Annotated in this window: 16 protein-coding genes; 10 read left to right on the top strand and 6 right to left on the bottom strand. The window is 73.0% G+C overall.

The annotated features are described in order from the left end of the window. Positions 1–32: 32 nt before the first annotated feature. The 3 genes from ACWDX6_RS03865 to ACWDX6_RS03855 are packed head-to-tail and all read left to right on the top strand — an operon-like array spanning position 33 to position 4,956. Positions 33–422, top strand: coding sequence for a hypothetical protein (locus ACWDX6_RS03865; protein WP_451483326.1), 390 nt, complete (start codon positions 33–35; stop codon positions 420–422). A gap of 7 nt (positions 423–429) precedes the next feature. Next, positions 430–1,404, top strand: coding sequence for a hypothetical protein (locus ACWDX6_RS03860; RefSeq protein WP_451483325.1), 975 nt, complete (start codon positions 430–432; stop codon positions 1,402–1,404). 45 nt (positions 1,405–1,449) lie between these two features. Then, the gene (locus ACWDX6_RS03855) at positions 1,450–4,956 is read left to right on the top strand and encodes a CHAT domain-containing protein (RefSeq protein WP_451483324.1); all 3,507 of its coding nucleotides are present in this window, start codon (positions 1,450–1,452) and stop codon (positions 4,954–4,956) included. A gap of 100 nt (positions 4,957–5,056) precedes the next feature. On the opposite strand, the gene ACWDX6_RS03850 is transcribed toward ACWDX6_RS03855, so the two are convergent. The 3 genes from ACWDX6_RS03850 to ACWDX6_RS03840 all read right to left on the bottom strand — a co-directional run bounded on the left by ACWDX6_RS03850 (position 5,057) and on the right by ACWDX6_RS03840 (position 8,573). After that, positions 5,057–6,301 (bottom strand): tetratricopeptide repeat protein, encoded by a 1,245-nt coding sequence (locus ACWDX6_RS03850; RefSeq protein ID WP_451483323.1) that lies wholly within the window; start codon positions 6,299–6,301, stop codon positions 5,057–5,059. A 70-nt stretch (positions 6,302–6,371) separates the two neighbouring features. Then, complete coding sequence (locus tag ACWDX6_RS03845) at positions 6,372–7,499, bottom strand: PQQ-dependent sugar dehydrogenase (protein ID WP_451483322.1); 1,128 nt, start codon at positions 7,497–7,499, stop codon at positions 6,372–6,374. Positions 7,500–7,571: 72 nt separating this feature from the next. After that, positions 7,572–8,573: an aldo/keto reductase gene (locus ACWDX6_RS03840; protein WP_451483321.1), complete on the bottom strand. Its 1,002-nt coding sequence runs from the start codon at positions 8,571–8,573 to the stop codon at positions 7,572–7,574. Between the two features lie 100 nt (positions 8,574–8,673). Here ACWDX6_RS03840 and ACWDX6_RS03835 point away from each other — a divergent pair, with 100 nt between their 5' ends. The 6 genes from ACWDX6_RS03835 to serA all read left to right on the top strand — a co-directional run bounded on the left by ACWDX6_RS03835 (position 8,674) and on the right by serA (position 18,633). After that, positions 8,674–9,636: a 2-hydroxyacid dehydrogenase gene (locus ACWDX6_RS03835; RefSeq protein WP_451483320.1), complete on the top strand. Its 963-nt coding sequence runs from the start codon at positions 8,674–8,676 to the stop codon at positions 9,634–9,636. Positions 9,637–10,107: 471 nt separating this feature from the next. Continuing rightward, positions 10,108–13,005, top strand: a complete 2,898-nt coding sequence (locus ACWDX6_RS03830; RefSeq protein ID WP_451483496.1) for a putative bifunctional diguanylate cyclase/phosphodiesterase — start codon at positions 10,108–10,110, stop codon at positions 13,003–13,005. Between the two features lie 222 nt (positions 13,006–13,227). Then, the gene (locus ACWDX6_RS03825; RefSeq protein ID WP_451483319.1) at positions 13,228–15,078 is read left to right on the top strand and encodes an acetolactate synthase large subunit; all 1,851 of its coding nucleotides are present in this window, start codon (positions 13,228–13,230) and stop codon (positions 15,076–15,078) included. 43 nt (positions 15,079–15,121) lie between these two features. Beyond that, a complete protein-coding gene (gene ilvN, locus ACWDX6_RS03820) occupies positions 15,122–15,646 on the top strand; it encodes an acetolactate synthase small subunit (RefSeq protein WP_158990801.1) in 525 nt (174 codons plus the stop codon). A 129-nt stretch (positions 15,647–15,775) separates the two neighbouring features. After that, positions 15,776–16,777 carry a ketol-acid reductoisomerase gene (gene ilvC / locus ACWDX6_RS03815; RefSeq protein ID WP_403294641.1) on the top strand — a complete coding sequence of 334 codons (1,002 nt, stop codon included), beginning with the start codon at positions 15,776–15,778 and terminating at the stop codon, positions 16,775–16,777. A gap of 266 nt (positions 16,778–17,043) precedes the next feature. Then, positions 17,044–18,633, top strand: coding sequence for a phosphoglycerate dehydrogenase (serA, locus tag ACWDX6_RS03810; RefSeq protein ID WP_451483318.1), 1,590 nt, complete (start codon positions 17,044–17,046; stop codon positions 18,631–18,633). A gap of 84 nt (positions 18,634–18,717) precedes the next feature. Here the strand turns inward: serA and ACWDX6_RS03805 are convergent, their stop codons facing one another. From ACWDX6_RS03805 to ACWDX6_RS03795, 3 genes are read right to left on the bottom strand one after another with little or no spacing between them, the layout of a single operon-like run. Then, the gene (locus ACWDX6_RS03805; RefSeq protein WP_451483317.1) at positions 18,718–19,905 is read right to left on the bottom strand and encodes a DUF1266 domain-containing protein; all 1,188 of its coding nucleotides are present in this window, start codon (positions 19,903–19,905) and stop codon (positions 18,718–18,720) included. After that, complete coding sequence (locus tag ACWDX6_RS03800) at positions 19,896–21,044, bottom strand: DUF1266 domain-containing protein (RefSeq protein ID WP_451483316.1); 1,149 nt, start codon at positions 21,042–21,044, stop codon at positions 19,896–19,898. Before ACWDX6_RS03800 ends, ACWDX6_RS03805 begins: the two co-directional genes overlap by 10 nt. 30 nt (positions 21,045–21,074) lie before the next feature. Next, positions 21,075–22,331: a PucR family transcriptional regulator gene (locus tag ACWDX6_RS03795; protein WP_451483315.1), complete on the bottom strand. Its 1,257-nt coding sequence runs from the start codon at positions 22,329–22,331 to the stop codon at positions 21,075–21,077. A 195-nt stretch (positions 22,332–22,526) separates the two neighbouring features. Here ACWDX6_RS03795 and ACWDX6_RS03790 point away from each other — a divergent pair, with 195 nt between their 5' ends. Further along, the gene (locus tag ACWDX6_RS03790; RefSeq protein ID WP_451483314.1) at positions 22,527–23,510 is read left to right on the top strand and encodes a proline dehydrogenase family protein; all 984 of its coding nucleotides are present in this window, start codon (positions 22,527–22,529) and stop codon (positions 23,508–23,510) included. Positions 23,511–23,524: the final 14 nt, after the last annotated feature.

Raw genomic sequence — 23,524 nt, 5'->3', positions numbered from 1 at the left:
GGAGCCGAGCGGAAGCCGTTGGGGGAGCTGGAATGAAGTACGCGATGCTGGTGGGACCGGGGGCGGCGCCGGACGGCGCGGCACGGCTCGAGGTGCCGGACGGCGCCACCCTGGACGACACCGCCGGCGCGCTCGACCTCCTGCTCGCGACCCGGCCGGTGGCGGACGGCGTGGTCCTCGTCGTCGGCGGCACGGTCGTCGGGGTCACCACCCGGGCCCACCTGAGCACCGTGCGCGCGCTCGGGGTCGTACGGGGCGCGGGCGAGGAGGACCGTGGCCGCCAGCCGGTCGAATCCACCCAGTACACCCTGCTCACCTTCCGCTGCCCGTCCTGCGAGCGGACGGCCTGGACCGCCTTCTACGACGAGCGGTACCGGCCGTCGTGCGAGACGGACGGCCACGGGCCGATGGAACTGCGGTGAGCCGCCGATGAGCCAGGCCGGCCTCGCCACCGTCGCCACGGCACCCCCGGGCCTCGCCTCGGGCAGCTCCGGACGGTTCTTCCTCGTCTCCTACCTGCCCACCTACGCGGGGGCGTTGGGCATCCTGTGGCTGCTCTGGGCGGGCGCCCCCGGCGGCGCCCTGTCGATGCGCCGCGCCTGGCGCACCGCCGCCGGCCTCGGCGTCGGCGAGATCGTGCTGATCGCCGCCGGCATCACCGTGGTCGCCGTCGTCTTCCAGCCCCTGCAACTGGCCATGGTGCGGCTGCTCCAGGGCGGCTGGCCCGACGCCCTCGGCGCGGGGCTGTGCCGTGCCCGGCAGCGCCGCCGCAAGGCCCGGCTCGAACGCCGTACGGTCCTGCCCCCGGCCACGGGCGACGGGGCGCCGGCGGAGGTGACGGCGGCGGCCGTGCAGCGAGCCGGTGCGGCCGCCGCGCGACTGCGCCGCCGGTATCCGCTGCCCGACCACCTCGTCCGGCCCACCGCCCTGGGCAACGTCCTGACCGCCGCCTTCGACACCGCCGGCCGCGACCACGGCTGGGACGCGGCGGTGGCCTGGCCCCGGCTCTACCTGGTCCTCGGCGACCGGTCGCGCGCCCTCGTCGACGACTCCCGCGACTCGCTCGACGGCGCCGTGCGGCTCGCCGTCACCGGGGGAGCCACCGCGCTCACCGCCGCCGTACTGCTGTGGTCCAGCGGGTGGTGGCTCGCCCTCGCCCTGATCCCGCTGGCCGTCGCCTGCCTCGCCTACCACGGAGCCGTCCAGGCGGCCGTCGCCTACGCGGACGCCGTACACACCGCGTTCGACCTGCACCGCTTCGACCTGCTGCGGGCTCTGCACCTTCCGCTGCCGGCCGGCCTCGACGAGGAGCGGGCCCGGGCCTCGGCCCTGTGCGCGTCCTGGCGACAGGGGCTGCCGCCGCCTGACACGTACGAGCATCCCGAAGTACCCCCCGCCGTCTGACCCGTTGAGGCCCCGGTCCGCGCCGAAGCGCAATACCGTGACCCCATGTCAGCCATGGGGGACCGCCGCCGCAACGACCGTGTCCAGGCTCTGCACGAGCGCGGACTGCGGGAACTCGACGCCTACATCCGCTCCCGCGACCCCGCCGCCCTCGAACGGGCCCGGATCGTGTTCCACACGACCGTGGCCTCCCTCGGCCGGCACACCCCCGACCGGCACGTCCATTTCCGGAACCTCGCCTACAGCGAGGAACTGACCTACGAGGAGACCGGCGCCCTCGGCCCGCTCCAGGACGCCGTCGCCTCCTACCGTCAGGCGCTCACGGAGGCTCCCGCCGACCACCCCTACCGGCGCGCCTACGCCTACGGGCTCGGACGCGCCCTGCGCCGGCTGCACGGAGCGACCGGCGACCCCGCCCATCTCGACGAGTCCGTCGAGTGGCAGCGGCGGGCCCTGTCCGGCGAACCGGGCGCCCGGCTGGAGCCCGCCGCCCAGCTGGCCGGCCTCGCCGAGACGCTCTTCGACCGCAACCGCCTGACCGGCGACCGGGGCGACCTGGAGGAGTGCGTCGCGCTGTACCGCCACGCCGTACGGCTCACGCCCGAGGCCGAACAGGAGGACCTCGCGATCCGGCTGGTCAACTTCGGCTCCGCGCTCGGCGTCCTCCACAAGCTGACCCGTGACCCCGGCCACCGCGACGAGTCCATCGACGCCCACTCCCGGGCCCTCGCCCTGCTGCCCGCCGACCGCCCGCAGCAGCGGCAGGCCCTTCTCGACGCCCTCGCACAGGCAGTACAGGACCGCTACGACACCACCGGCCGGCTGGAGGACCTCGACACGGTGATCGCCCTGCGCCTGCGCGCCGTCGCGAACACCGACCCCGGCACCACCGACCACGGCGAGGCCGCACTGCAAGCCGCGGACGCGCTCCTCGACCGGGCCGTCACGACCGGCCGGCCCCACTTCGCCGACCAGGCGATCGCCGTACTCCGGCGCGCCGCCGCCGGCCGACCGCCCGGCAGCGCCGAACGCGCCGTGCTGACCGGCATACTCGGATCGGCGTACGACACCCGATACGACCTGACCGGGGAGGGCGACTTCCTGGACGAGGCCGTCGCCCTGCTCCGAGCGGCCGTGGACACGCCCGGCATCGGGCACCACAACGCCTGCGGCCTGCGCACCAAACTCTCCGCCGCCCTGCGGAGCCGGCACTCGGCGCGCGGAGACCTCGCCGACCTCGAAGAGGCGATCGCCGTGCACGGCGAGGCCCTGGCCACCGGGGCCGACCTGGACGCGGCATACCGGGCGCTCCACCAGGCGGGCCTCGCCGCGGGCCTGAACCAGCGCTTCGGCGTCCACGGCGACATCACGGATCTCGACCGGTGCGCCGAACTGTGCCGCCAGGCCCTGCTGGTACTGCCCGAGGGGGACGCGAACCGCCCGGTCGTCCTCGTGCTGCTCGGCGACGCCCACCTCGCCCGGTTCTTCCACACCGCCCGGCCGGAGGCGCTGGGCCCGGCGCTCGGCGCCTTCCGGCAGGCCCTCGACGCCGCCGACCCCAAGCTGCGGGCGGCCGCGATGAGCAACCTCGCCCGCGCCCTGCTCGCCCGCTTCGACCACGCCGGCGGCACACCGGCCGACCTGGACGAGGCGATCGGCCTGCAACGCCACGCCATGAGCCTGCTCGCCACCCAGCGGGAGGTGACCGGATACAACCTCGCCCAGTCCCTGCGCAGCCGCTACGAGATCAACCACGACCTCACCGACCTCGAGGAGGCCGTCGCCCTCCTCCGTACCGTCGTACGGGACCGCCCCCGGGACGACCCCGACCGGACCAAGCCCGGCACGGCCCTCGCCGAGGGCCTGTACAGCCTGCACCTGCGGACCGGGGACCGCGACCTGCTCACCGAGGCCCTCACCGTCGCCCGCGACATCACCGCGGTCACCTCCGCCCCGGTGCGCGAACGGCTCGCCGCCCACGTCACCTGGGGCCAGGTGTCCGGCGTACTGGAGGACTGGGAGACGGCCTGGCGCGCCCTGCGGACGGCCACGTCGCTGCTGCCCGAGCTGGCGACGCGCAGCCTCACCCGCAGCGACCAGCAGTACGCTCTGGCCCGCCTGCCGGGCATCGCGGCGGAGGCCGCCGCCTACGCCCTCCAGGCCGGACGGCCCGAGGAAGCCCTGGAAGTCCTCGAACACGGCAGGGGAGTGCTCCTCGGCCGGCTGCTGCGCACCCGCGACCTCGACCTCGACCGGCTGCGCCGGCAGGCACCCGCCCTGGCCGACGAGTTCCTGCGGCTGCGCGAGGAGGAGACCGGCGGGCCGGCCGGTCCCTCCGTACCGACGGCCACGACCGAACAGGCCGCCGAACGGCGTCGCGCGCACGCCGCCGCATGGCAGCACCTGCTGGGCCGGATCCGGGCACTGCCGGGGTTCGACGGCTTCCTGCGCCCGCCCCCGGCCGAGGAGATCCTCCGCCAGGCGGGAGACGGACCCGTGGTGCTCCTCAACATCAGCATCCGCTGCGACGCCGTCATCGTGGCCGACGGCACGATCGACGTCCTGCCGCTGAAGGTGCGCTCCGGCATCGTGGCCGAGCAGGTCGCCGTCTTCCTCGACGCCACCCGCGCCGCCTCCCGGCCCGGAGCCTCCCTGGAGGAGATCTGGTCCGCTCAGGAGACCCTCTCCGGCGTACTGGAATGGCTGTGGGACACCGTCACCGGACCCGTGCTCCAGCGCCTCGGCCACACCGAACCCCCCGCCCCCGGGGAGTCGCCCCGGCGGGTCTGGTGGTGCCCGCAGGGCACGCTGGCCTTCCTGCCGCTGCACGCCGCCGGCTACCACGGCGCCCGGGCCGACCCGGACCGGCCGCGCTGCGCACTCGACCTCGCCGTCTCCTCCTACACCCCGACCATCGGCGCCCTTCACCACGCGCGCCGACGTCCCGAACCCGCCCCGGCGGGCGCGCGGCCGCCCCTGGTCGTGGCCATCCGCGACACGCCGGGGGCAGCGCCCCTGCCGAACGCCCTGCGCGAAGCGGAAGCGGTACGGACCCTGCTCCCCGGAACCAGCCCGGCACCCCTGCTGACCGGTGCCGAGGCCACCCGCGACCGGGTCCTGGAGGCCCTGCGCTCCAGCCCGTACGTCCATCTCGTCTGCCATGCCGTCACCGACCCGCACGACCCCTCCGCCTCGCGCATCCTCACCCACGACCACCTCGAAGGGGCGCTCACCGTCGCCGACATCTCCGCGCTGCGGCCGACGGGAGCCGGTCTGGCGTACCTCTCCAGCTGCTCCACCTCCGGGACCCGCCCCGAGCTCGCGGACGAGGCGATCCACATCACCAGCGCCTTCCAACTCGCCGGATACCGCCATGTCGTGGGCACGCTGTGGCCCGTGACGGACCAGATGGCCCCGCGCATCGCCCAGTCCTTCTACGGCCGGCTCCCGCACGGCGCCGCGCACGCGCTGCACGCGGCCGTCCGGCAGGCGCACACGGAGCATCCGCTGCTCCCGTCGCTGTGGGGAGCGCACCTCCACATCGGCCCGTGAGCGCCTGCCCGCGCCAGGGCGTGTCCCAGGGCCTCTCGTCCGGATCACGCCGGGCTCGCGTGCCCTGGTGCCTGATCCGGCCTGATCCAGACGAAAGACCCTAGCCGCGGGCGGCCCGGACCATCCGCAGGTTCTCCCGGGCCTGCGCCGTGCGAGGGTCGGTCGTGCCGTAGAGCCGTTCGTAGCCGGCGACGACCAGGCGGCACTCCTCCTCGGCCTGGGCGTGCCGGCCCGCGTTGAAGAAGGTGGCGGCCAGGCTGGTGCGGTACTCCAGGACGTTCGGATGGTCGGCGCCGTGCAACCGCTCCATGCCCACGACGGCCGCCCGCAGCTCCGACGCGGCCTCCTCGACCTTGCCGAGCGCCTGGAGCATGGCGCCCAGGGTGGCGTGGGCGGAGAGCGTGTCCGGATGTCCGGCGCCCTTGACCTTCACCGACTGCCGCACCGCGCCGCGCATCGACCGCGCGGCCTGGGCGACATGCCCCAGGTGGTACTGGACGGCCGCGTGGTTGATCCGCGCCGTCAGGGCCAGCTCCGACTTCCGGCCCAGCAGCCGCTCGGCATCGCGCAGCACCGAGAGGTAGAGCGCCCCGGCCTCCTCCAGCGCGCCCCGGGCCCGCAACACCCCGGCCAGCGTGTTCCGGCTGCCGAGCGTGTCCTCGTGCTCGGACCCCAGCACCCGCGTCCGGCGGTCGAGCGCGGTGCGCGCCAGTCGCTCCGCCTCCTCGTGCCGCCCCAGGGCGAGCACGACGAGGGCCAGAGCCCCCAGGGCGGTGAGCGTGTCCGGGTGGTCCGGGCCCAACGTCGCCTCGCGCTGGGCGAAGACGGAACGGCGCAGCCGCTCCGCGTCCTCCGGCCGCCCGCGAGCCCGTAACAGGGAGGCGAGCGCGGTCTCCGCAGCGAGGGTGTCCGGGTGGGCGGGGCCCAGGTCCGCCCTGCGCTCCGCCACGACCCAGCGGAAGACCTCCTCCGCCTCGTCGAACTCTCCCTCCTGGCGGAGCTGCTCGGCCAGCTCGAACGAGAGCCGTACGACCTCCGGATGGTGCGGGCCGTTTTCGCGCGCGAGATGACTCAGCTTCATGCGCGTCATCCCCGACGGCGTCAGGGAGAGCTCCACATTCATCACCGGGACGCCGTCCTCGCCCTCGCGATGGGTGATCCGGTACGAGCCCAGGCCCTCCAGCTCACCCTGGTCGGCCGCCCCGTCCGGTGCCGGCGACGGCCCGGGCACGGCGGCCGAGGACGGCCCGGTCCGCGCGGCCGGGCTCCCCGTCTCCGAGCGCTCGCCCCGCCCGCGCCGGCGGAACGGCCATCTGCCCCGACCCGCACTGTCCGTATCGGTCATCCCCACTCCTTCGTCGACCGAGGGAGTCGTTCCCCGTCCACCGGAGGTCCACCCCCTCGGGTCCGCCCTCTCACCGCACGTCCAGCCGGAGGATCCTGTCGTCACCGCGACCGGGGGTCCCGCGTGTGTCGGTCTCGCTGGTCGTCAGCAGGAGCCGGCCGTCGCCCACCGCCACCACCGTGCGCAGCCGGCCGTACTCCTCGGTCAGGAACGCCTCGGGCTCCCCGGCGCTTCCGGCCCCCGAGACCGGGACGCGCCACAGCCGCTCGCCCCTGAGCCCGGCCATCCAGATCGCGCCCCGGGCGTAGGCGATCCCGCTCGGCGAGGCCTCCGACGTCCTCCACTGGGCCACCGGGTTCACGAAGCCGGAGGCGTTCCCACGGCCCTCCACCTCCGGCCAGCCGTAGTTCTTCCCCGGCTCCACGAGGTTCAGCTCGTCCCAGGTGGTCTGGCCGAACTCGGCCGCCCACAGCCGCCCGCCGGTGTCCCAGGCGAGGCCCTGCACATTGCGGTGCCCGTACGAATAGACCACCGAGCCGGGGAAGGGATTGCCGGGCGCGGGGTCGCCCTCGGGCGTCATCCGCAGGATCTTCCCGCCCAGTGACTCCACGCTCTGCGCGAGGTCCGGCTCACCCCGCTCGCCCGTGCCGGCGTACAGCATCCCGTCCGGACCGAACGCGATCCGGCCGCCGTTGTGGACGTTCCCCTTGGGGATGCCGGAGAGGACCACCTCGGGCGCGCCCAGCCGGTCCGCCTCCCCGCCGCCGTACCGCATCCGGACGATGCGGTTGTCCGAGTCCGCCGTGAAGTACGCGTACACGAAGCCGCCCCGCACGGCCAGGCCGAGGAGTCCGCCCTCACCTCCGGGCACCACCCCCGGCACCTCTCCGGCCGGCGTCTTCCTTCCGGTTCCGGCGTCGACCCGGGTGACCGTCCGCTCGTCGCGCGAGGAGACCAGCAGATCCCCGTCGGCGAGCGCCGCCACACCCCACGGCGACCTCAGATCCTCGGTGAGCGTGCCGGTGACGGTCACCCGCGCCCGCTGCGGAGAGACGGCCGGCGAGGAGGCGGCCGGTGAGGAGGCGGCGGGCGGTGAGGGTGTGGACCGCTCCCCGTCCGCGCCCTCGCCGGGGGCGCATCCCGCCACCAGAAGGAGCGCGGCGGCGGCCCACAGGGCCTTCACAACAGGTCGGCTCACGGTTCGGTCCCCTCTCGGAGCGGCATCCCCTCCACCCTTGATACACCGCCCCACCCGATCGCGGTCCCGCTCTCAGTCCCACGACCCCCGTGGCGGCGGCAGCGCGGCGATCTCCGACAGGTCCGCCGCCGTCAGGACGAGCCCGGCCGCCCGCGCGTTCTCCACCGCCCAGCGCTCCCGCTTCGTCCCCGGGATCGGGACCACGTGCCGCCCCTGCCGCAGCACCCACGCCAGCGCCACCTGCGCCGGGGTGACCTCCTCGCCGTGCCGGGCCGCCACCCGCCGCAGCCCCACGACCAGGGGCTGGTTCGCCGCCATCATCTCGGCCGTGAACCGGGGGTGCCGGGCCCGCGGGTCGTCCGGCTCGAAGCCGCCGCCGGGCGTGAGCGTCCCGGTGAGGAAACCGTTCCCCAGCGGCATCGCGGCGAGGAACCCCACACCCCGTGCCTCGCACCACGGCAGCAGCCGCTCCAGCGCCTCCGGTGACCACACCGACAGCTCGGCCTCCACCGCGGCCACCGGGAAGACCTGCTGGACCCGCTCCAGCTGCCGGATCGTTCCCTCGTACATGTGGGACGCTCCGCCGCGCCGGGCCGCCCGCGCGCCCACCGCGCACAGCCCGAGCGCGCGCACCTTGCCCGCCGACACCAGCTCGGCCATCGCACCCCAGGTCTCCTCGACCGGCACCTCCGGGTCCGCGCGGTGCAGCTGGTACAGGTCGATCACATCCGTCTGCAGCCGCCTGAGCGACGCGTCGCAGGCCCGCCGTACGTACCCGGGACGGCCGTTGGCCACCACATGCTGGTCGCCGACGAGGAGGCCGCACTTCGTGGAGACGAACGCCTCGGCCCGGCGCTCCTTCAACACCCGCCCCACCAGCAGCTCGTTGGTGAAGGGCCCGTACATGTCGGCGGTGTCGAGCAGGCTCACCCCGGCGTCCAGCGCGGCGTGCACCGTCCGCAGCGACCGGTCGCCCCGCTGCTGGGAGCGGCTGTAGGCCCAGTTCATCGGCATGCAGCCCAGGCCCACCGCCCCCACGTCGAGCGCCGCCGCCCCGATAGTCCTGCGCTCCACCTGCCGGTACCCCTCCCTGTGCCGTCCCCCAACGTAACCAATGGCGCCCGGGGATCCCCGCACGGCCTCCCGGTCATGGCACTCGATTAGCCTCGCGGTCATGACACTCGATGACACGACCTCCGACGTGTGGCTCCCGATACCGGCGGAGGAGATCGAAGGACTTCCCGAACCGGGCACGTCGGGGCTGAGCTACCGCTTCTGGGACGGCGGACCGGACTTCCCCGCCGATCCGGCGCTCTGTGTCTTCTACGTGGTCCCCTACATGAAGGGTTCGGAGATCGCCGTCCGGCCGCTCGCCGGTATGAGGTCGCTCAGGGCCGTGCAGACCCTCTCCGCCGGTATCGACCATGTGACCCCCGGCCTTCCGGCCCTGCACCCCGGTGTGGAGCTGTGCAACGCCAAGGGAGTGCACGAGGCCAGCACCGCCGAGCTCACCCTCGCGCTGATCCTCGCCTCGCTGCGCGGAATTCCCGGCTTCGTGCGCGGGCAGGACGCCGAGGAGTGGCGCGCCGGCTTCTATCCGGCGCTCGCGGACAAGTCCGTGCTGATCGTGGGGTACGGGTCGATCGGCGCCGCCATCGAGGACCGGCTCGCGCCGTTCGAGTGCGCGCGGGTGGTGCGCGTCGCGCGCTCCGCACGCACCACGGAGCGCGGACCGGTGCATCCGCTCTCCGAGTTGCCCGCCCTGCTGCCGGGGGCGGATGTGGTCGTGCTCTCCACGCCGCTCACGCCCGAGACGCGGCACCTCGCCGACGCGGGCTTTCTCGGCCGGATGAAGGACGGCGCCCTGCTGGTGAACGTGGCGCGGGGACCGGTCGTGGACACAGCCGCGCTGCTCAAGGAGGTCGAGAGCGGCCGGATCACCGCGGCACTCGATGTCACCGACCCCGAACCGCTCCCGGCCGGGCACCCGCTGTGGCACGCTCGCGGTGTCCTGGTGAGTCCTCATGTCGGCGGTTCCACCTCGGCGTTCCTGCCGCGCGCCAAGCGGCTGATCGCCTCCCAGCTGGCCCGGTTCACGTCGGGTGAGCGGCTGGCGAACGTGGTCCTGACCACCTGAGCCGACGCCCGCCGAGCGTCCGCGTCCGGGCGCCTCGGCCACCGGCCCGTCACCTCCCCGTGATCGTCACGGAGAGTACTGCACCCCTGTCCCTGAGTGACCATCCTGGTGTATCGTCCCGATGCGGGGGGCTGCGTCGAGTACGAGCTGACGCTGGGGAGCGACGTGACGGGTCATCAGATTCCGAGGGGGGCGACGGGTGAAGTACGGCCGATGGACCGACGATCCGACGCGGCGGGACCGCCGTCGACGACCCTCGCGCGCGACGACGACACGGGGACAGACACGGCGGACGCCCGCCCGGGCGAGGTGTGCGGCACGACCGCCCTGCCCGCCCAGGCCGACCGGCGCACCACCGAGGCGGACACCGACGGGCCCGCCCGTCCCCTCCCCCTGCCACGCGGCGGAAAGGGTGCCGCCGACCTCACCGCGGGCGGGCGCGACGGCACGGCCGAGGACCGGGGAGCACCGATGAGGACGCCCGGTGCGCTCGTCGAGCGCCACCACGCGGGCGAAGCCGCCACCGCACCCGTCTCCGGGCCCCCGCCCGCTCCCGCACCGCACCCGCCCGGCCCCGTGCGCCCCGGCCCCCCGCCGCCCGGACGCGGCCCGGTCCTCGCGCAGATCGCCCTCGGGCTGATCTGCGGGGGCTACGCCACCGGCGCCGCGCTCGGCTGGGGATCGCGCCAGATGGCGTTGATCATGGGCGACTTCGGCCTCAGCGCGGCCGCGCTCGCGGCCGCCGTCTCCTGCCTCCTGTACGCCCGCGTCCGGGAGAGCCGCTTCTGCCCCGCCTGGCTGCTCTTCGGCTTCTCCTCCGCCATGGCCGCCGCCGGGAACGCCGTCTGGGGGTGGTACGAGGTCGTCCTCCAGCGGGAGGTGCCCAGCCCCTCCGTCGCCGACCTCTTCTTCCTGCTCTTCGCCCCGCCCGCCATCGTCGGACTGCTCGTCCTCGCCAAGAAGCCCGTCACCCGGGCCGGCTGGGTCTGCCTGGCACTCGACGCCTGGCTCATCGGCGGCTCCCTGCTGACCCTCTCGTGGAGCCTCGCCCTCGCGCACACCGCGCACTTCGAGGGCGAGAGCGTCGCCCGGGCCGCGCTGTCACTGGCCTACCCGCTCCTCGACATCGTGCTCGTCAGCATGGTCCTCGCCCTGCACTTCCGCCGCTCCAACGTCAACCGCTCGGCCACCAACACCGCCATCGCCGCCCTCGCCCTGACCGTGCTGTGCGACGCCCTGTTCACCTCGCCGCTGCTGCGCGAGAACTACACCTCGGGCCAGCTGCTCGACGCCGGCTGGTTCACCGGCTCGCTGCTCCTCGCGTACGCGCCCTGGGGTGCGCGCCGGACCCCGGACACCGTCTCCGAGGCGCGCGGCCCGCGCCTCCCGAGCCGCCCCGTGGCCGGCTCGCTCGCCGCCCTCACCCCGTACCTCGCCGCGGCCGTCTGCACCCTCGGCATCCTGTACAACGTCGTCGAGGGCCGCCGAGTGGACCGGGTGGTCGTCTTCACGGGCTGCACGGTCGTGCTCGCCCTGGTCGTACGACAGGGCATCATGCTCCTCGACAACATCGCCCTCACCCACGAACTGGCGCAGAAGGAGAACCACTTCAGGTCCCTGGTGCAGGGTTCCAGCGACGTCATCATGATCGCCGCCCCCAGCGGCATACTCCGCTATGTGAGCCCCGCCGCCTCGGGGGTCTACGGCCGCGACGCCGAGGAGCTGATCGGCTCGGAGCTGGCCTCCCTCATCCACCCCGAGGACCTGGGCGGCGTGGTTCACGAGGTGCGCCGGTTCCTCGCCGCCTCTCCCGCCGAGGAGCCCACCACCCGGATCGAATGCCGCTTCCGCTCCGGCCGGGGCGACTGGCTGCACGTCGAGTCCACCGTCAACCGCCACCAGGGCGGCCTCATCTTCAACAGCCGGGACGTCACCGAACGGGTCCGCCTCCAGGCACAGTTGCAGCACAACGCCGAGCACGACCCCCTCACCGACCTGCCCAACCGGGCCCTGTTCACCCGGCGGGTCCGCCAAGCCCTCAGCGGCCGGCGCGCCTCCGACCCCGGCACCGCCGTCCTCTTCATCGACCTCGACGGCTTCAAGGCGGTCAACGACCGGCTGGGCCACCAGGCCGGCGACGAACTGCTGGTCCAGGCCGCCCGCCGCCTCCAGGACTCCGTACGGGCCGGGGACACCGCCGCCCGGCTCGGCGGCGACGAGTTCGCCGCCCTCATCCTCGGCGACGGCGCACGGGACCCGTCGGCGCGCGAGTTCCAGGTCCACGAGATCGCCGACCGGCTGCGCCTCACGCTCTCCCAGCCGTACCGCCTGGAGGGCGGCGACGACGTCCGCGTCGCCGCCTCCATCGGCGTCGCCTTCGCCGAGCCCGGCATCAGCGCCGGGGACCTGCTGCGCAACGCCGACCTCGCCATGTACCGGGCCAAGGCCGGCGGCAAGGACCGCGTCGAGCTCTACGCCCCGCAGATGCAGGCCGAGGTCGACCGCAGGTCCGAGCTGGCCACCCGGCTGCGCACCGCCCTCCACGACGGCGAGTTCGCCCTGCTCCACCAGCCGGTCGTCGACCTCGCCACCGGCCGCATCATGGCCGTCTCCGCCCAGGCCCGCTGGCGCTCCGCCCAGGGCATCCTCTTCACCCCCGCCGAGTTCCTGCGCGCCGCCGACGCCGGCGAGCGCACCACCGAGCTCGGCCGCTGGCTCCTCGAAGAGGCCGTCGAGCAGGCCGCCGAACGGGCCAGACTCGGCCATCGCACGCCCGTCTCCGTCCGGCTCTCCGCCCGCGTTCTGCTCGACCGCTCGCTCCCGCTCGACTCGATCGAGGCCCTGCTGACCCGCCACGGCCTGGCGTCCGGCTCCCTGATGATCGAACTCGCCGAGAGCGACCCGCGGGTCTCCTTCGACGAGCTGGAGCAGCGTCTCGTCGCCCTGCGCCGTCTCGGCGTACGGATCGCGCTGGACGGTTTCGGCAGCGGATACGCGGCCATCAACGCCCTGCGCCGCCTCCCGGTCGACGTACTGAAACTGGACAGAGGCCTGGTGGAGGGCGTGGCCGAGTCCGCCCGCCTCCGCAAGATCACCGGCGGGCTCCTCCGTATCGCGCGCGACCTCGGCCTGCGGTCCGTCGCCGACGGCGTGGACACGCCCGAGCAGGTGCTCGCCCTGCGCGCCATGGGCTGCACACACGGCCAGGGCATGGCCTTCGCGGGGCCGCTCGACGAGTACCGGCTGCGCCGCGCGCTCGTACGGGACGGCTATCCGCTTCCCGGGCGGGACCTCGAAGCGGTTCCGGTCCCGGTCGGAAACCATCCCCCGTTCCGCTCACATACTGAGACGCCCGTCCCACCCACTTGACACTGGTAGTGCGTCGGGGGGAGGGTCAGTGCCATGCGCACCCGAATTCTCGTACTTGGAAAGCGCGTCGGCTGAAGCGGGGCCCTCCACGGCCCGGCTTGAACGCTCCCGACGCGCTCCCCTCGCTTGCCTCCCGGCACGAGGGGTTTTTTGTTGCACCGGCCCCCGCCAAACCCTCGCAAAACCCTCGCAAAAACCCTCTGCTTCGAGAAGAGAATGCTGATGACCGAGCAGGCCACCGGGCACCATCCGCAGCCGCGGGCCCGTAGCGGCGGACAGTCCGCCACCATCGTCGAGCACGTCACGGGTGCGCAGTCCCTCATCCGTTCTCTCGAGGAAGTGGGGGCCGACACCGTCTTCGGTATTCCGGGCGGTGCCATCCTCCCCGCGTACGACCCGATGATGGACTCCAAGAAGGTCCGCCACATCCTGGTCCGCCACGAGCAGGGGGCGGGCCACGCCGCCACCGGCTACGCCCAGGCCACCGGCAAGGTCGGCGTCTGCATGGCGACCTCCGGGCCCGGCGCCACCAACCTGGTCACGCCCATCGCCGACGCCCACATGGACTCCGTCCCGCTGGTCGCGATCACCGGCCAGGTCGCCTCCAAGGCCATCGGCACGGACGCCTTCCAGGAGGCGGACATCTGCGGCATCACGATGCCGATCACCAAGCACAACTTCCTGGTCACCAAGGCCGAGGACATCCCGAGGACGATCGCCGAGGCGTTCCACATCGCCTCCACCGGCCGCCCCGGGCCGGTCCTGGTCGACATCGCCAAGGACGCCCTCCAGGCGAAGACCGTCTTCAGCTGGCCGCCGCAGACCGACCTGCCCGGCTACCGCCCGGTGACCAAGCCGCACGCCAAGCAGATCCGCGAGGCCGCCAAGCTCATCACCGCCGCGAAGCGACCCGTCCTGTACGTCGGCGGCGGCGTCCTCAAGGCCGGCGCCACCACCGAGCTGAAGGTCCTCGCCGAGCTCACCGGCGCCCCCGTCACCACCACCCTGATGGCGCTGGGCGCGTTCCCCGACAGCCACCCGCTGCACGTGGGAATGCCGGGCATGCACGGTGCGGTCACCGCCGTCACCGCGCTGCAGAAGGCCGACCTGATCGTCGCCCTCGGAGCCCGCTTCGACGACCGCGTCACCGGCAAGCTGGACAGCTTCGCCCCCTTCGCCAAGATCGTCCACGCCGACATCGACCCGGCCGAGATCGGCAAGAACCGCACCGCCGACGTCCCGATCGTCGGTGACGCCCGCGAGGTCATCGCCGACCTGGTCCAGGCGGTCCAGGCCGAGTACAGCGAGGGCAACAAGGGCGACTACACCGCCTGGTGGAGCGACCTCAACCGCTGGCGCGAGACCTACCCCCTCGGCTACGACCTGCCGGAGGACGGCAGCCTCTCGCCGCAGCAGGTCATCCAGCGCATCGGCCAGCTCGCCCCCGCCGACACCATCTACGCCGCGGGCGTCGGCCAGCACCAGATGTGGGCCGCCCACTTCATCGACTACGAGAAGCCGGCCACCTGGCTGAACTCCGGCGGCGCGGGCACGATGGGCTACGCCGTCCCGGCCGCCATGGGCGCCAAGGCCGGCATGCCGGACCGCCCGGTCTGGGCGATCGACGGCGACGGCTGCTTCCAGATGACCAACCAGGAGCTCGTGACCTGCGCGCTCAACAACATCCCGATCAAGGTCGCCATCATCAACAACGGCGCCCTGGGGATGGTCCGCCAGTGGCAGACCCTCTTCTACAACCAGCGGTACTCCAACACGGTGCTGCACTCCGGCCCGGAGGCCACCGGCCTGGAGCCCTCCAAGGGCACCCGCGTCCCTGACTTCGTCAAGCTGTCCGAGGCCATGGGCTGTGTCGCGCTGCGCTGCGAGGACCCGGCGGACCTGGACAAGGTCATCGCCGAGGCCAACGCCATCAACGACCGCCCCGTCGTGATCGACTTCATCGTCCACGAGGACGCCCAGGTCTGGCCCATGGTCGCCGCCGGCACCTCCAACGACGAGGTCATGGCCGCCCGGGGTGTCCGCCCCGACTTCGGCGACAACGAAGACGACTGAGACGCAGAGCCGTAAGGACCTGAGGAAAAAGGGATCGACGCACATGACTAGGCACACGCTCTCCGTCCTGGTGGAGAACACCCCCGGCATCCTGGCCCGGATCGCCGCCCTGTTCTCCCGCCGCGGCTTCAACATCGACTCGCTCGCCGTCGGTGTCACCGAACACCCCGACATCTCCCGCATCACCATCGTGGTCAATGTCGAGGACCTGCCCCTGGAGCAGGTGACCAAGCAGCTCAACAAGCTGGTCAACGTCCTGAAGATCGTCGAACTCGAGCCCAGCGCCGCGATCCAGCGCGAGCTCGTCCTGGTGAAGGTCCGCGCCGACAACGAGACCCGCTCCCAGATCGTCGAGATCGTCCAGCTGTTCCGCGCCAAGACCGTGGACGTCTCGCCCGAGGCGGTCACCATCGAGGCCACCGGTTCGAGTGACAAGCTCGACGCGATGCTCAAGATGCTGGAGCAGTTCGGCATCAAGGAGCTCGTGCAGTCCGGCACGATCGCCATAGGGCGTGGTGCCCGGTCCATCACGGACCGGTCCCTGCGCTCCCTCGACCGCAGCGCCTGACCCCTCACGCGATCGCCGGGCGGTCGACCGCCGGTCCGTCCGGCGGTCCGCCTGGCGAGACCCGAAAACTTTCCTTCCGCTCCCCGCCGTACGGTGGGACGCAACACCAGCACATCAAGGAGATTCCCAGTGGCCGAGCTGTTCTACGACGACGACGCCGACCTGTCCATCATCCAGGGCCGCAAGGTCGCGGTGATCGGTTACGGCAGCCAGGGCCACGCCCACGCGCTGTCGCTCCGTGACTCGGGTGTCGACGTCCGCGTCGGTCTGCACGAGGGCTCCAAGTCCAAGGCCAAGGCCGAGGAGCAGGGCCTGCGCGTGGTGACGCCCGCCGAGGCGGCCGCCGAGGCCTCCGTCATCATGATCCTGATCCCGGACCCGATCCAGGCCCAGGTCTACGAGGAGTCCATCAAGGACAACCTGGAGGACGGCGACGCGCTGTTCTTCGCCCACGGCTTCAACGTCCGCTTCGGCTTCATCAAGCCCCCGGCCAACGTCGACGTCGCCCTGGTCGCCCCGAAGGGCCCCGGCCACCTGGTCCGCCGCCAGTACGAGGAGGGCCGCGGCGTCCCCGCGATCGCCGCCGTCGAGCAGGACGCGACCGGCAACGCCTTCGCCCTCGCGCTCTCCTACGCCAAGGCCATCGGCGGCACCCGCGCCGGCGTCATCAAGACGACCTTCACCGAGGAGACCGAGACCGACCTCTTCGGTGAGCAGGCCGTCCTGTGCGGTGGCGCCTCGGCGCTGGTGAAGGCGGGCTTCGAGACCCTGGTCGAGGCCGGCTACCAGCCGGAGATCGCCTACTTCGAGTGCCTCCACGAGCTGAAGCTCATCGTCGACCTCATGTACGAGGGCGGCCTGGAGAAGATGCGCTGGTCGGTCTCCGAGACCGCCGAGTGGGGCGACTACGTCACCGGCCCGCGCATCATCACCGACGCCACCAAGGCCGAGATGAAGAAGGTCCTCGCCGAGATCCAGGACGGCACGTTCGCCAAGAACTGGATGGACGAGTACCACGGCGGCCTGAAGAAGTACAACGAGTACAAGACCCAGGACGAGCAGCACCTCCTGGAGACCACCGGCAAGGAGCTGCGCAAGCTCATGAGCTGGGTGAACGACGAGGAGGCGTAAGCGCCTCGGCGCGGGGCCGGACAGGGTGTCCGGCCCCGCGCCCCATCGTTGGACAGGCCGTCCAACCACGGACGGGTGATCCTTCCAACGAGGCGCAGGAAGTGCGCCGACGCACCACTAGACTTCGTCACAACATCGCGTCTGGCCCACAGCGTCGTGCGCTTTCACGCGGCAAGCCCCCTCCACCGCCTGCGGCCGTCGGGACGGCCGTCCTCCCCCGAGGCGCTGCGCGCGCGGGGGGATCCCCAGCCCTTGTGAGGACCCACGTGAGCTCGAAACCTGTCGTACTCATCGCTGAAGAGCTGTCGCCCGCCACCGTCGACGCACTGGGCCCGGACTTCGAGATCCGGCACTGCAACGGCGCCGACCGCGACGAGCTGATCCCCGCCATCGCCGATGTGGACGCCATCCTGGTCCGCTCCGCGACCAAGGTCGACGCCGAGGCCATCGCCGCCGCGAACAAGCTCCGTGTCGTCGCCCGCGCCGGCGTCGGTCTGGACAACGTCGACGTCTCCGCCGCCACCAAGGCCGGCGTGATGGTCGTCAACGCGCCGACCTCCAACATCGTCACCGCCGCCGAGCTCGCGTGCGGTCTGCTCGTCGCCACCGCCCGCAACATCCCGCAGGCCAACACCGCCCTGAAGAACGGCGAGTGGAAGCGGTCGAAGTACACGGGCGTCGAGCTGAGCGAGAAGACCCTCGGCGTCGTCGGCCTCGGCCGCATCGGCGTCCTGGTCGCCCAGCGCATGTCCGCGTTCGGCATGAAGATCGTCGCGTACGACCCCTACGTGCAGCCGGCCCGCGCCGCCCAGATGGGGGTGAAGCTGCTGGCCCTGGACGAGCTCCTGGAGGTCGCCGACTTCATCACCGTCCACCTGCCGAAGACCCCCGAGACCCTCGGTCTCATCGGCGACGAGGCGCTGCACAAGGTCAAGCCGAGCGTCCGCATCGTCAACGCCGCGCGCGGCGGGATCGTCGACGAGGCCGCGCTGTTCTCCGCCCTCAAGGAGGGCCGGGTCGCCGGCGCGGGCCTCGACGTGTACGCGAAGGAGCCCTGCACGGACTCCCCGCTCTTCGAGCTCGACCAGGTCGTCTGCACCCCGCACCTCGGCGCGTCCACGGACGAGGCCCAGGAGAAGGCCGGTATCGCGGTCGCCCGCTCGGTGCGCCTCGCGCTCGCCGGCGAACTGGTGCCGGACGCGGTCAACGTCCAGGGCGGTGTCATCGCCGAGGACGTCAAGCCCGGCCTGCCGCTCGCCGAGAAGCTCGGCCGGATCTTCACCGCCCTCGCCGGCGAGGTCGCGGCGCGGCTCGACGTCGAGGTGTACGGCGAGATCACCCAGCACGATGTGAAGGTGCTCGAACTCTCCGCGCTCAAGGGCGTGTTCGAGGACGTGGTCGACGAGACCGTGTCGTACGTCAACGCCCCGCTGTTCGCGCAGGAGCGCGGTGTCGAGGTCCGTCTGACGACGAGCTCCGAGTCGCCCGACCACCGCAACATGGTCACCGTGCGCGGCACCCTCTCCAGCGGCGAGGAGGTCGCGGTCTCCGGCACGCTGGCCGGCCCCAAGCACCTCCAGAAGATCGTCGCCATCGGCGAGTACGACGTGGACCTGGCGCTCGCCGACCACATGGTGGTGCTGCGCTACGAAGACCGTCCGGGTGTCGTCGGCACCGTCGGCCGGATCCTCGGCGAGGCCGGTCTCAACATCGCGGGCATGCAGGTCTCGCGTACGGAGGAGGGCGGCGAGGCGCTCGTCGTGCTCACCGTCGACGACACGGTGCCGGCGAACGTGCTCGCGGAGATCTCCGAGGAGATCGGCGCGAACTCGGCCCGTTCGGTCAACCTCATCTGACCCGAGGGGCGTTCGCACGCTCCCGTACCCGGCATCCGGACATCGTCCCAGACGGTCGTCCGGGTGCCGGGCACGGTCGGCCCGTCACCGCCACGGGATGTGGCGCCAGGGGCTGCCCTCGTGCTCCGACAGGGCGCGGTGCGCGATGACGCTCTGCTCGTAGAACCGGCCGTACTCCTCCCCGTCGAAGCGCAGCACCCGCCCCAGGGCGTACCCGGCCGAGAACTCCTGCCACGAGGTGTACGCCGACTTGCTCAGCGCCCCGGCGTAGACGATCGCCTGCTCGGCCTCCGGCGGTGCGCAATACCTGGCCGACAGGCCCCAGCGCGCCAGGTTGACCGCCCGGCCGTAGTCGTAGGCGACCGTCGTCCGCACCCGGCCGTCCGGCGCCAGCAGCCCGTCGGCGCGGAAACGGGCCTCGTACCGCAGGATGCGGCGCACCAGCTCCTCGATGTGCGTGACCGCCGCCTGGCCCGCGCCGAGGTCCTGGGCGTGGCCCGCGGCGGTCTCGCGCCACAGGTCGGGCGACGGCGCTTCGCCGTGGCGGGACCGCAGCTCCTCGCGCACCCGCAGGGCGAAGTCGGGCTCCGGCGGGCTGTTGCGCGCGTCCAGCAGCGCGTTCAACTCCCCCTGCCAGCCCGCGCGATCGGTGATGCCCCACGACTCGCTCAGCGTGTCGAGCTCGTCGGTGTAGCCGGAGTACACCGTGCCGACCTCGTTCCACGGCACACCGTTCCCGATCGCCAGGTGCGCGCCGCAGGCCAGGCCGTAGGCGAGCGGTCCGTACAGGGCGCCGTGCCGCAGGGCGACGAGCCGGTCGCCGGCCGGCCGGTCGTTCTCCGCGTAGCAGCGGAGCCAGAAGGCGCGGTGCTGGGGTGTGGTGGGCAGCAGCAGCTGGGCGGGGGTGCCGGCGTTCACCGCGAGCAGCTGCCACGGGTCGCGCCACCCCTCGAACTCGGCGGCCCACCGGAGCGTGACGCTGTGGAACACCCACTCGGGGTGCCAGGGCGGCAGCATCCCCCGGGTGAGCAGCGGCCGGACGGTGCGCCCGCTCTCGTGCGGAAGGGCGCGCCAGTAGACCGTCTCGGGCTCCGCGTCGACCTCGGCCTTCGGCACGCCGATGAAGAGGAGGGTCCCGGCGAGCACGCGCAGCTGCGCCTCCACGTCGCCGCGCAGGCCCGCCTCGTACAGCAGGTGCTCGGTCTCCGTCGGCGGCGCCCAGGGGACGCCGTGGGGGAGGTGCGGGGGGACAGGCGGGGGAGTCATGACCATGGGATGTTCCGGTACGGGCTCGCGGGGTCCTGGATGAGGGTGCGGTGGAGGGCGAGGCACTCCTGGTACATGCCCTCGGGATCGCCCTCGTCGAAGTGGATCAGCCGGGCGAGGAGGTAGCCGAGGGAGAAGTCCGCCCAGGAGCCGTACGCCTGCCGGGCGAGGCCGGCGATCCGCAGGACGGCCTGCTCGGCCTCCGCCGGGTCGCAGTACCGCGCGCCCAGCGCCAGGCGTACGACGTTCACCGCACGGCCGTGGTCGAAGGCGGCCAGGGTGTCGACCCGGCCGTCCGGCGGCAGCAGCCCGTCGGCGCGGAACCGGCCCTCGTAGTGCGCGATCCGGCGCTGGAAGTCGGCGGCCTCGCGCAGGTCGTCGTCGTCCGCGTACCGTCCGCCGAGGGCCGCGGTGACCCCGGCGGCCCACTCCTCGGGGGAGGGCGTCCGGTCGAGCCGCGCCACGAGCCCTCGCCGGGTCCGCAGGACGAGTTCGGCGACGCGCCCCACGAGCCGGGTGGCCAGCAGGCTCTCGAACGTCCGGTGGTAGCCGGCCCGTTGGGTGACGCCCCAGGGGCGGCGCAGCCGCGCGACGTCCTTCGGGTAGTCCTCGTAGACGGCGCCGAGCAGGTTCCACGCGAGGCCGTTGACGATCGCGAGATGGGCGCCGAGCGCGAGACCGGACGCGACCGGTCCGTGCAGATGGCCGCCGGCGTGCGTGATCAGCCGCATCCGCGTCGATCCGGCCGCGCGCGCGGCCGCCTCCCGCCACGCCTGCCGATGGGCGGGCCGGGCCTGCAGGACGGTGGCGTACGGGGTGTCCGGATTGACCGCGAGCCACCACTTGCCGTCCGGCCATGCCTGTGCGAGCTCGTCGAGCGTCGTCTGCCGGAACACCCACTCCGGGTGCCACGGCGGCAGCATCCCCTCGGTGAGGACGGGGACGACGGTACGGCGGGCGGCCTTGTCGCGCCGCGACGGCAGGGGAGCGGTGTAACCCGGGGCGTCGGCGTGCAGCCGAGCGGTCAGTACGTACAGACGCCCGCGGGCGAGTACGTCGAGCGTCCCGGCCTCGTCGCCCCGCGCCACCGCCTCGTGCAGCGACCGCTCGGTGGACGTCGGCGGCGCCCAGGTCTGCGTTGGCATGAGCCCGATCATATAAACCGCGGCAGGCCGTCAGAGTCGCGCCGCCTTGATCGCCATGTGGAGGAGCAGGCGGTCCTCGCCCGCGTCGAGGTCGAGTCCGGTGAGCTGTTCGACGCGGGAGAGGCGGTAGTAGAGGGTCTGGCGGTGGATGCCGAGAGCGGCCGCGGTGCGGCCCGCCTGGCCCGCGTGGTCGAGGAACGTCTCGGCGGTGCGGGCCAGTTCGGCGTGGGCCGGGGTGAGCAGGGCGCGGACCGCCGGGTCGGGTTCGCCGGCCGGGAGGGCGGTGAGCAGCCGGTACGGGCCGATGGCGGACCAGGGCGCCAGCGGCCCGAGCCGGGGCTGGGCGGCGGCGGCCCGGGCGGCGGCGGTGGCCTCGCGCCAGGCCGCGTCGAGCTCCTGGAGCCCGCGCCGGGGCCCGGCGATCCCCGCGACGGCGCCCGCGCCGGCGGCGTCCCGCAGCCGGGTGGCCGCCGTCGTCGCGGGCGCCAGGTTGTCGGCCGACCGCAGGCGCACCACGACCGCCAGCGCGTGCGCGGCACCGGGCCGCCGGGCCTCGTACGGCCCGGCCGGTCCCGTGACGGCGAGGGGTCCGGCGGCGTCGGACCCGCCGCCGTCCCGGGACCGGCCGGCCGAGCCCGGGCCCGCCGGACGTCGCCAGGGGAGGGTGCACAGCGCCGCCGCGCCGGGGATCGTACGGAAGGACGGGCCCTCCTCGTCTGGCCACGGGGCGACGCACACCAGGGCGTGCAGGCCGTCCGCGTCGGGGCCCAGAGCCGTGCGCAGAGCCGCGAGAGCCATGTCGTACTGCCAGCCGCGCTCCGCGCTCAGGGCCGCCCGGAGCTCTCGGGAGAGGTCGGTGCCCGCCCGCTCCTCGTCGGCGAGGAGATCGCCGATCCGGGCCGCGACCTCCATCGCCGCCGCCAGCCGGGCGGGCGAGGGGCCCGGCTCGGCGTCGAGGAGCCAGACGTATCCGAGGACGACGCCCCGATGCCGTACGGGCAGACAGATCCGGTCCCGGAGCACCCCCGCGTCCGGGGCCGCCGGGATCCGCACCGGCCCGGTCGCCCGGGTGATCCCGAAGCCCTCGAACCAGGCCCGTACCGCCGGTGTCGACTTCCTGGTCAGGATCGAGCGGGTGCGGACCGGGTCCAGCGCCGACTCGTCGAAGAAGCTGTCGCTGTCGTGGGCCCCGAAGGCGATCAGACCGAAATCGCGGTTCTCCAGCGTCGCCGGGGCGCCGAGCAGTGCCGAGATCTCGTCCACCAGCTCCTGGTAATCGCCCTTCACGCGGCCATTCTCGCACCCGCCGCCCGCTCCTTCATACAGATGTCTGAGATGCCGTGTGTGGATGCGTGACAGCTGTCGATGGCAGAGGATCGGAGCGATCCTTAGGTTTCACGGTGGTTCTCCGTGCTGTTTCCGAAACCTTCCGTATGTTCGGCTACGGCACCTTTTCAACACCCCGCCCTCAGGAGGTGCCCCGTGCTGGGTCCCGTGATCCTCGCCGCGTCCCGCAGCGACAAGATGCGCCGTTTCGTCTCGGCCGCCCCGGGGACCAAGCAGGTCGTCGACCGGTTCATCGCGGGTGAGACCGTCGAGCACGTCATCCCGATCGTCGAGGACCTCACCGGCCGGGGCCTGGAGGTCACCCTCGACGTCGTGGGCGAGGACATCACCACCGTCGAGCAGTCCTACGCCGCCCGGGACGCCTACCTGGAGCTCATCGGCCGCCTCAAGGAGCTGGGCCTCGGCGAGCGCGCCGAGATGTCGGTCAAGCTGTCGATGTTCGGCCAGTCGCTGGAGATCGAGGGAGGCGAGCCCGCGGGGCTCGCGGCCGAGGGTGGTGGTGGGCGACGGGCGGGCGGCCACGAGCTGGCGCTCGCCAACGTCCGCCCGGTCGTCGAAGCCGCCGCCGAGATCGGCACCACGGTCACCCTGGACGCCGAGGACCACACCACCCTCGACTCGATGTTCGCCATCCACGAGGAGCTGCGGAAGGACTTCCCGCAGACCGGCTGCGTCATCCAGGCGTACCTGCACCGCACCGAGGAGGACGCCCGCCGCCTCGCCGCCGACGGCTCCCGGGTCCGGATCGTGAAGGGCGCCTACAAGGAGCCCGCCTCCGTCGCCATCCAGGACAGGCCCGAGATCGACAAGGCGTACGTCCGGATCATGAAGATCCTCATGGACGGCGAGAGCTACCCCATGATCGGCTCGCACGACCCGCGCCTGATCTCGATAGGCCAGGAGCTCGCGCGCCGCGCCGGGCGCAAACTGGACGAGTACGAGTTCCAGATGCTGTACGGCATCCGCAGCGAGGAGCAGAACCGTCTCGCCGCCGAGGGTCACCGCGTACGCGTCTACACCGCGTACGGCACCGACTGGTACGGCTACTTCATGCGCCGCCTCGCGGAGAAGCCGGCCAACCTGCTCTTCTTCGCACGTTCCATCCTCACCAAGGGCTGAGCCCACCCCTCAGA

It is taken from the genome of Streptomyces sp. NPDC003027 (assembly GCF_053591435.1).
The sequence above is the reverse complement of the archived record's forward strand: the minus strand, read 5'-3'. Positions and strand labels throughout refer to the sequence as shown.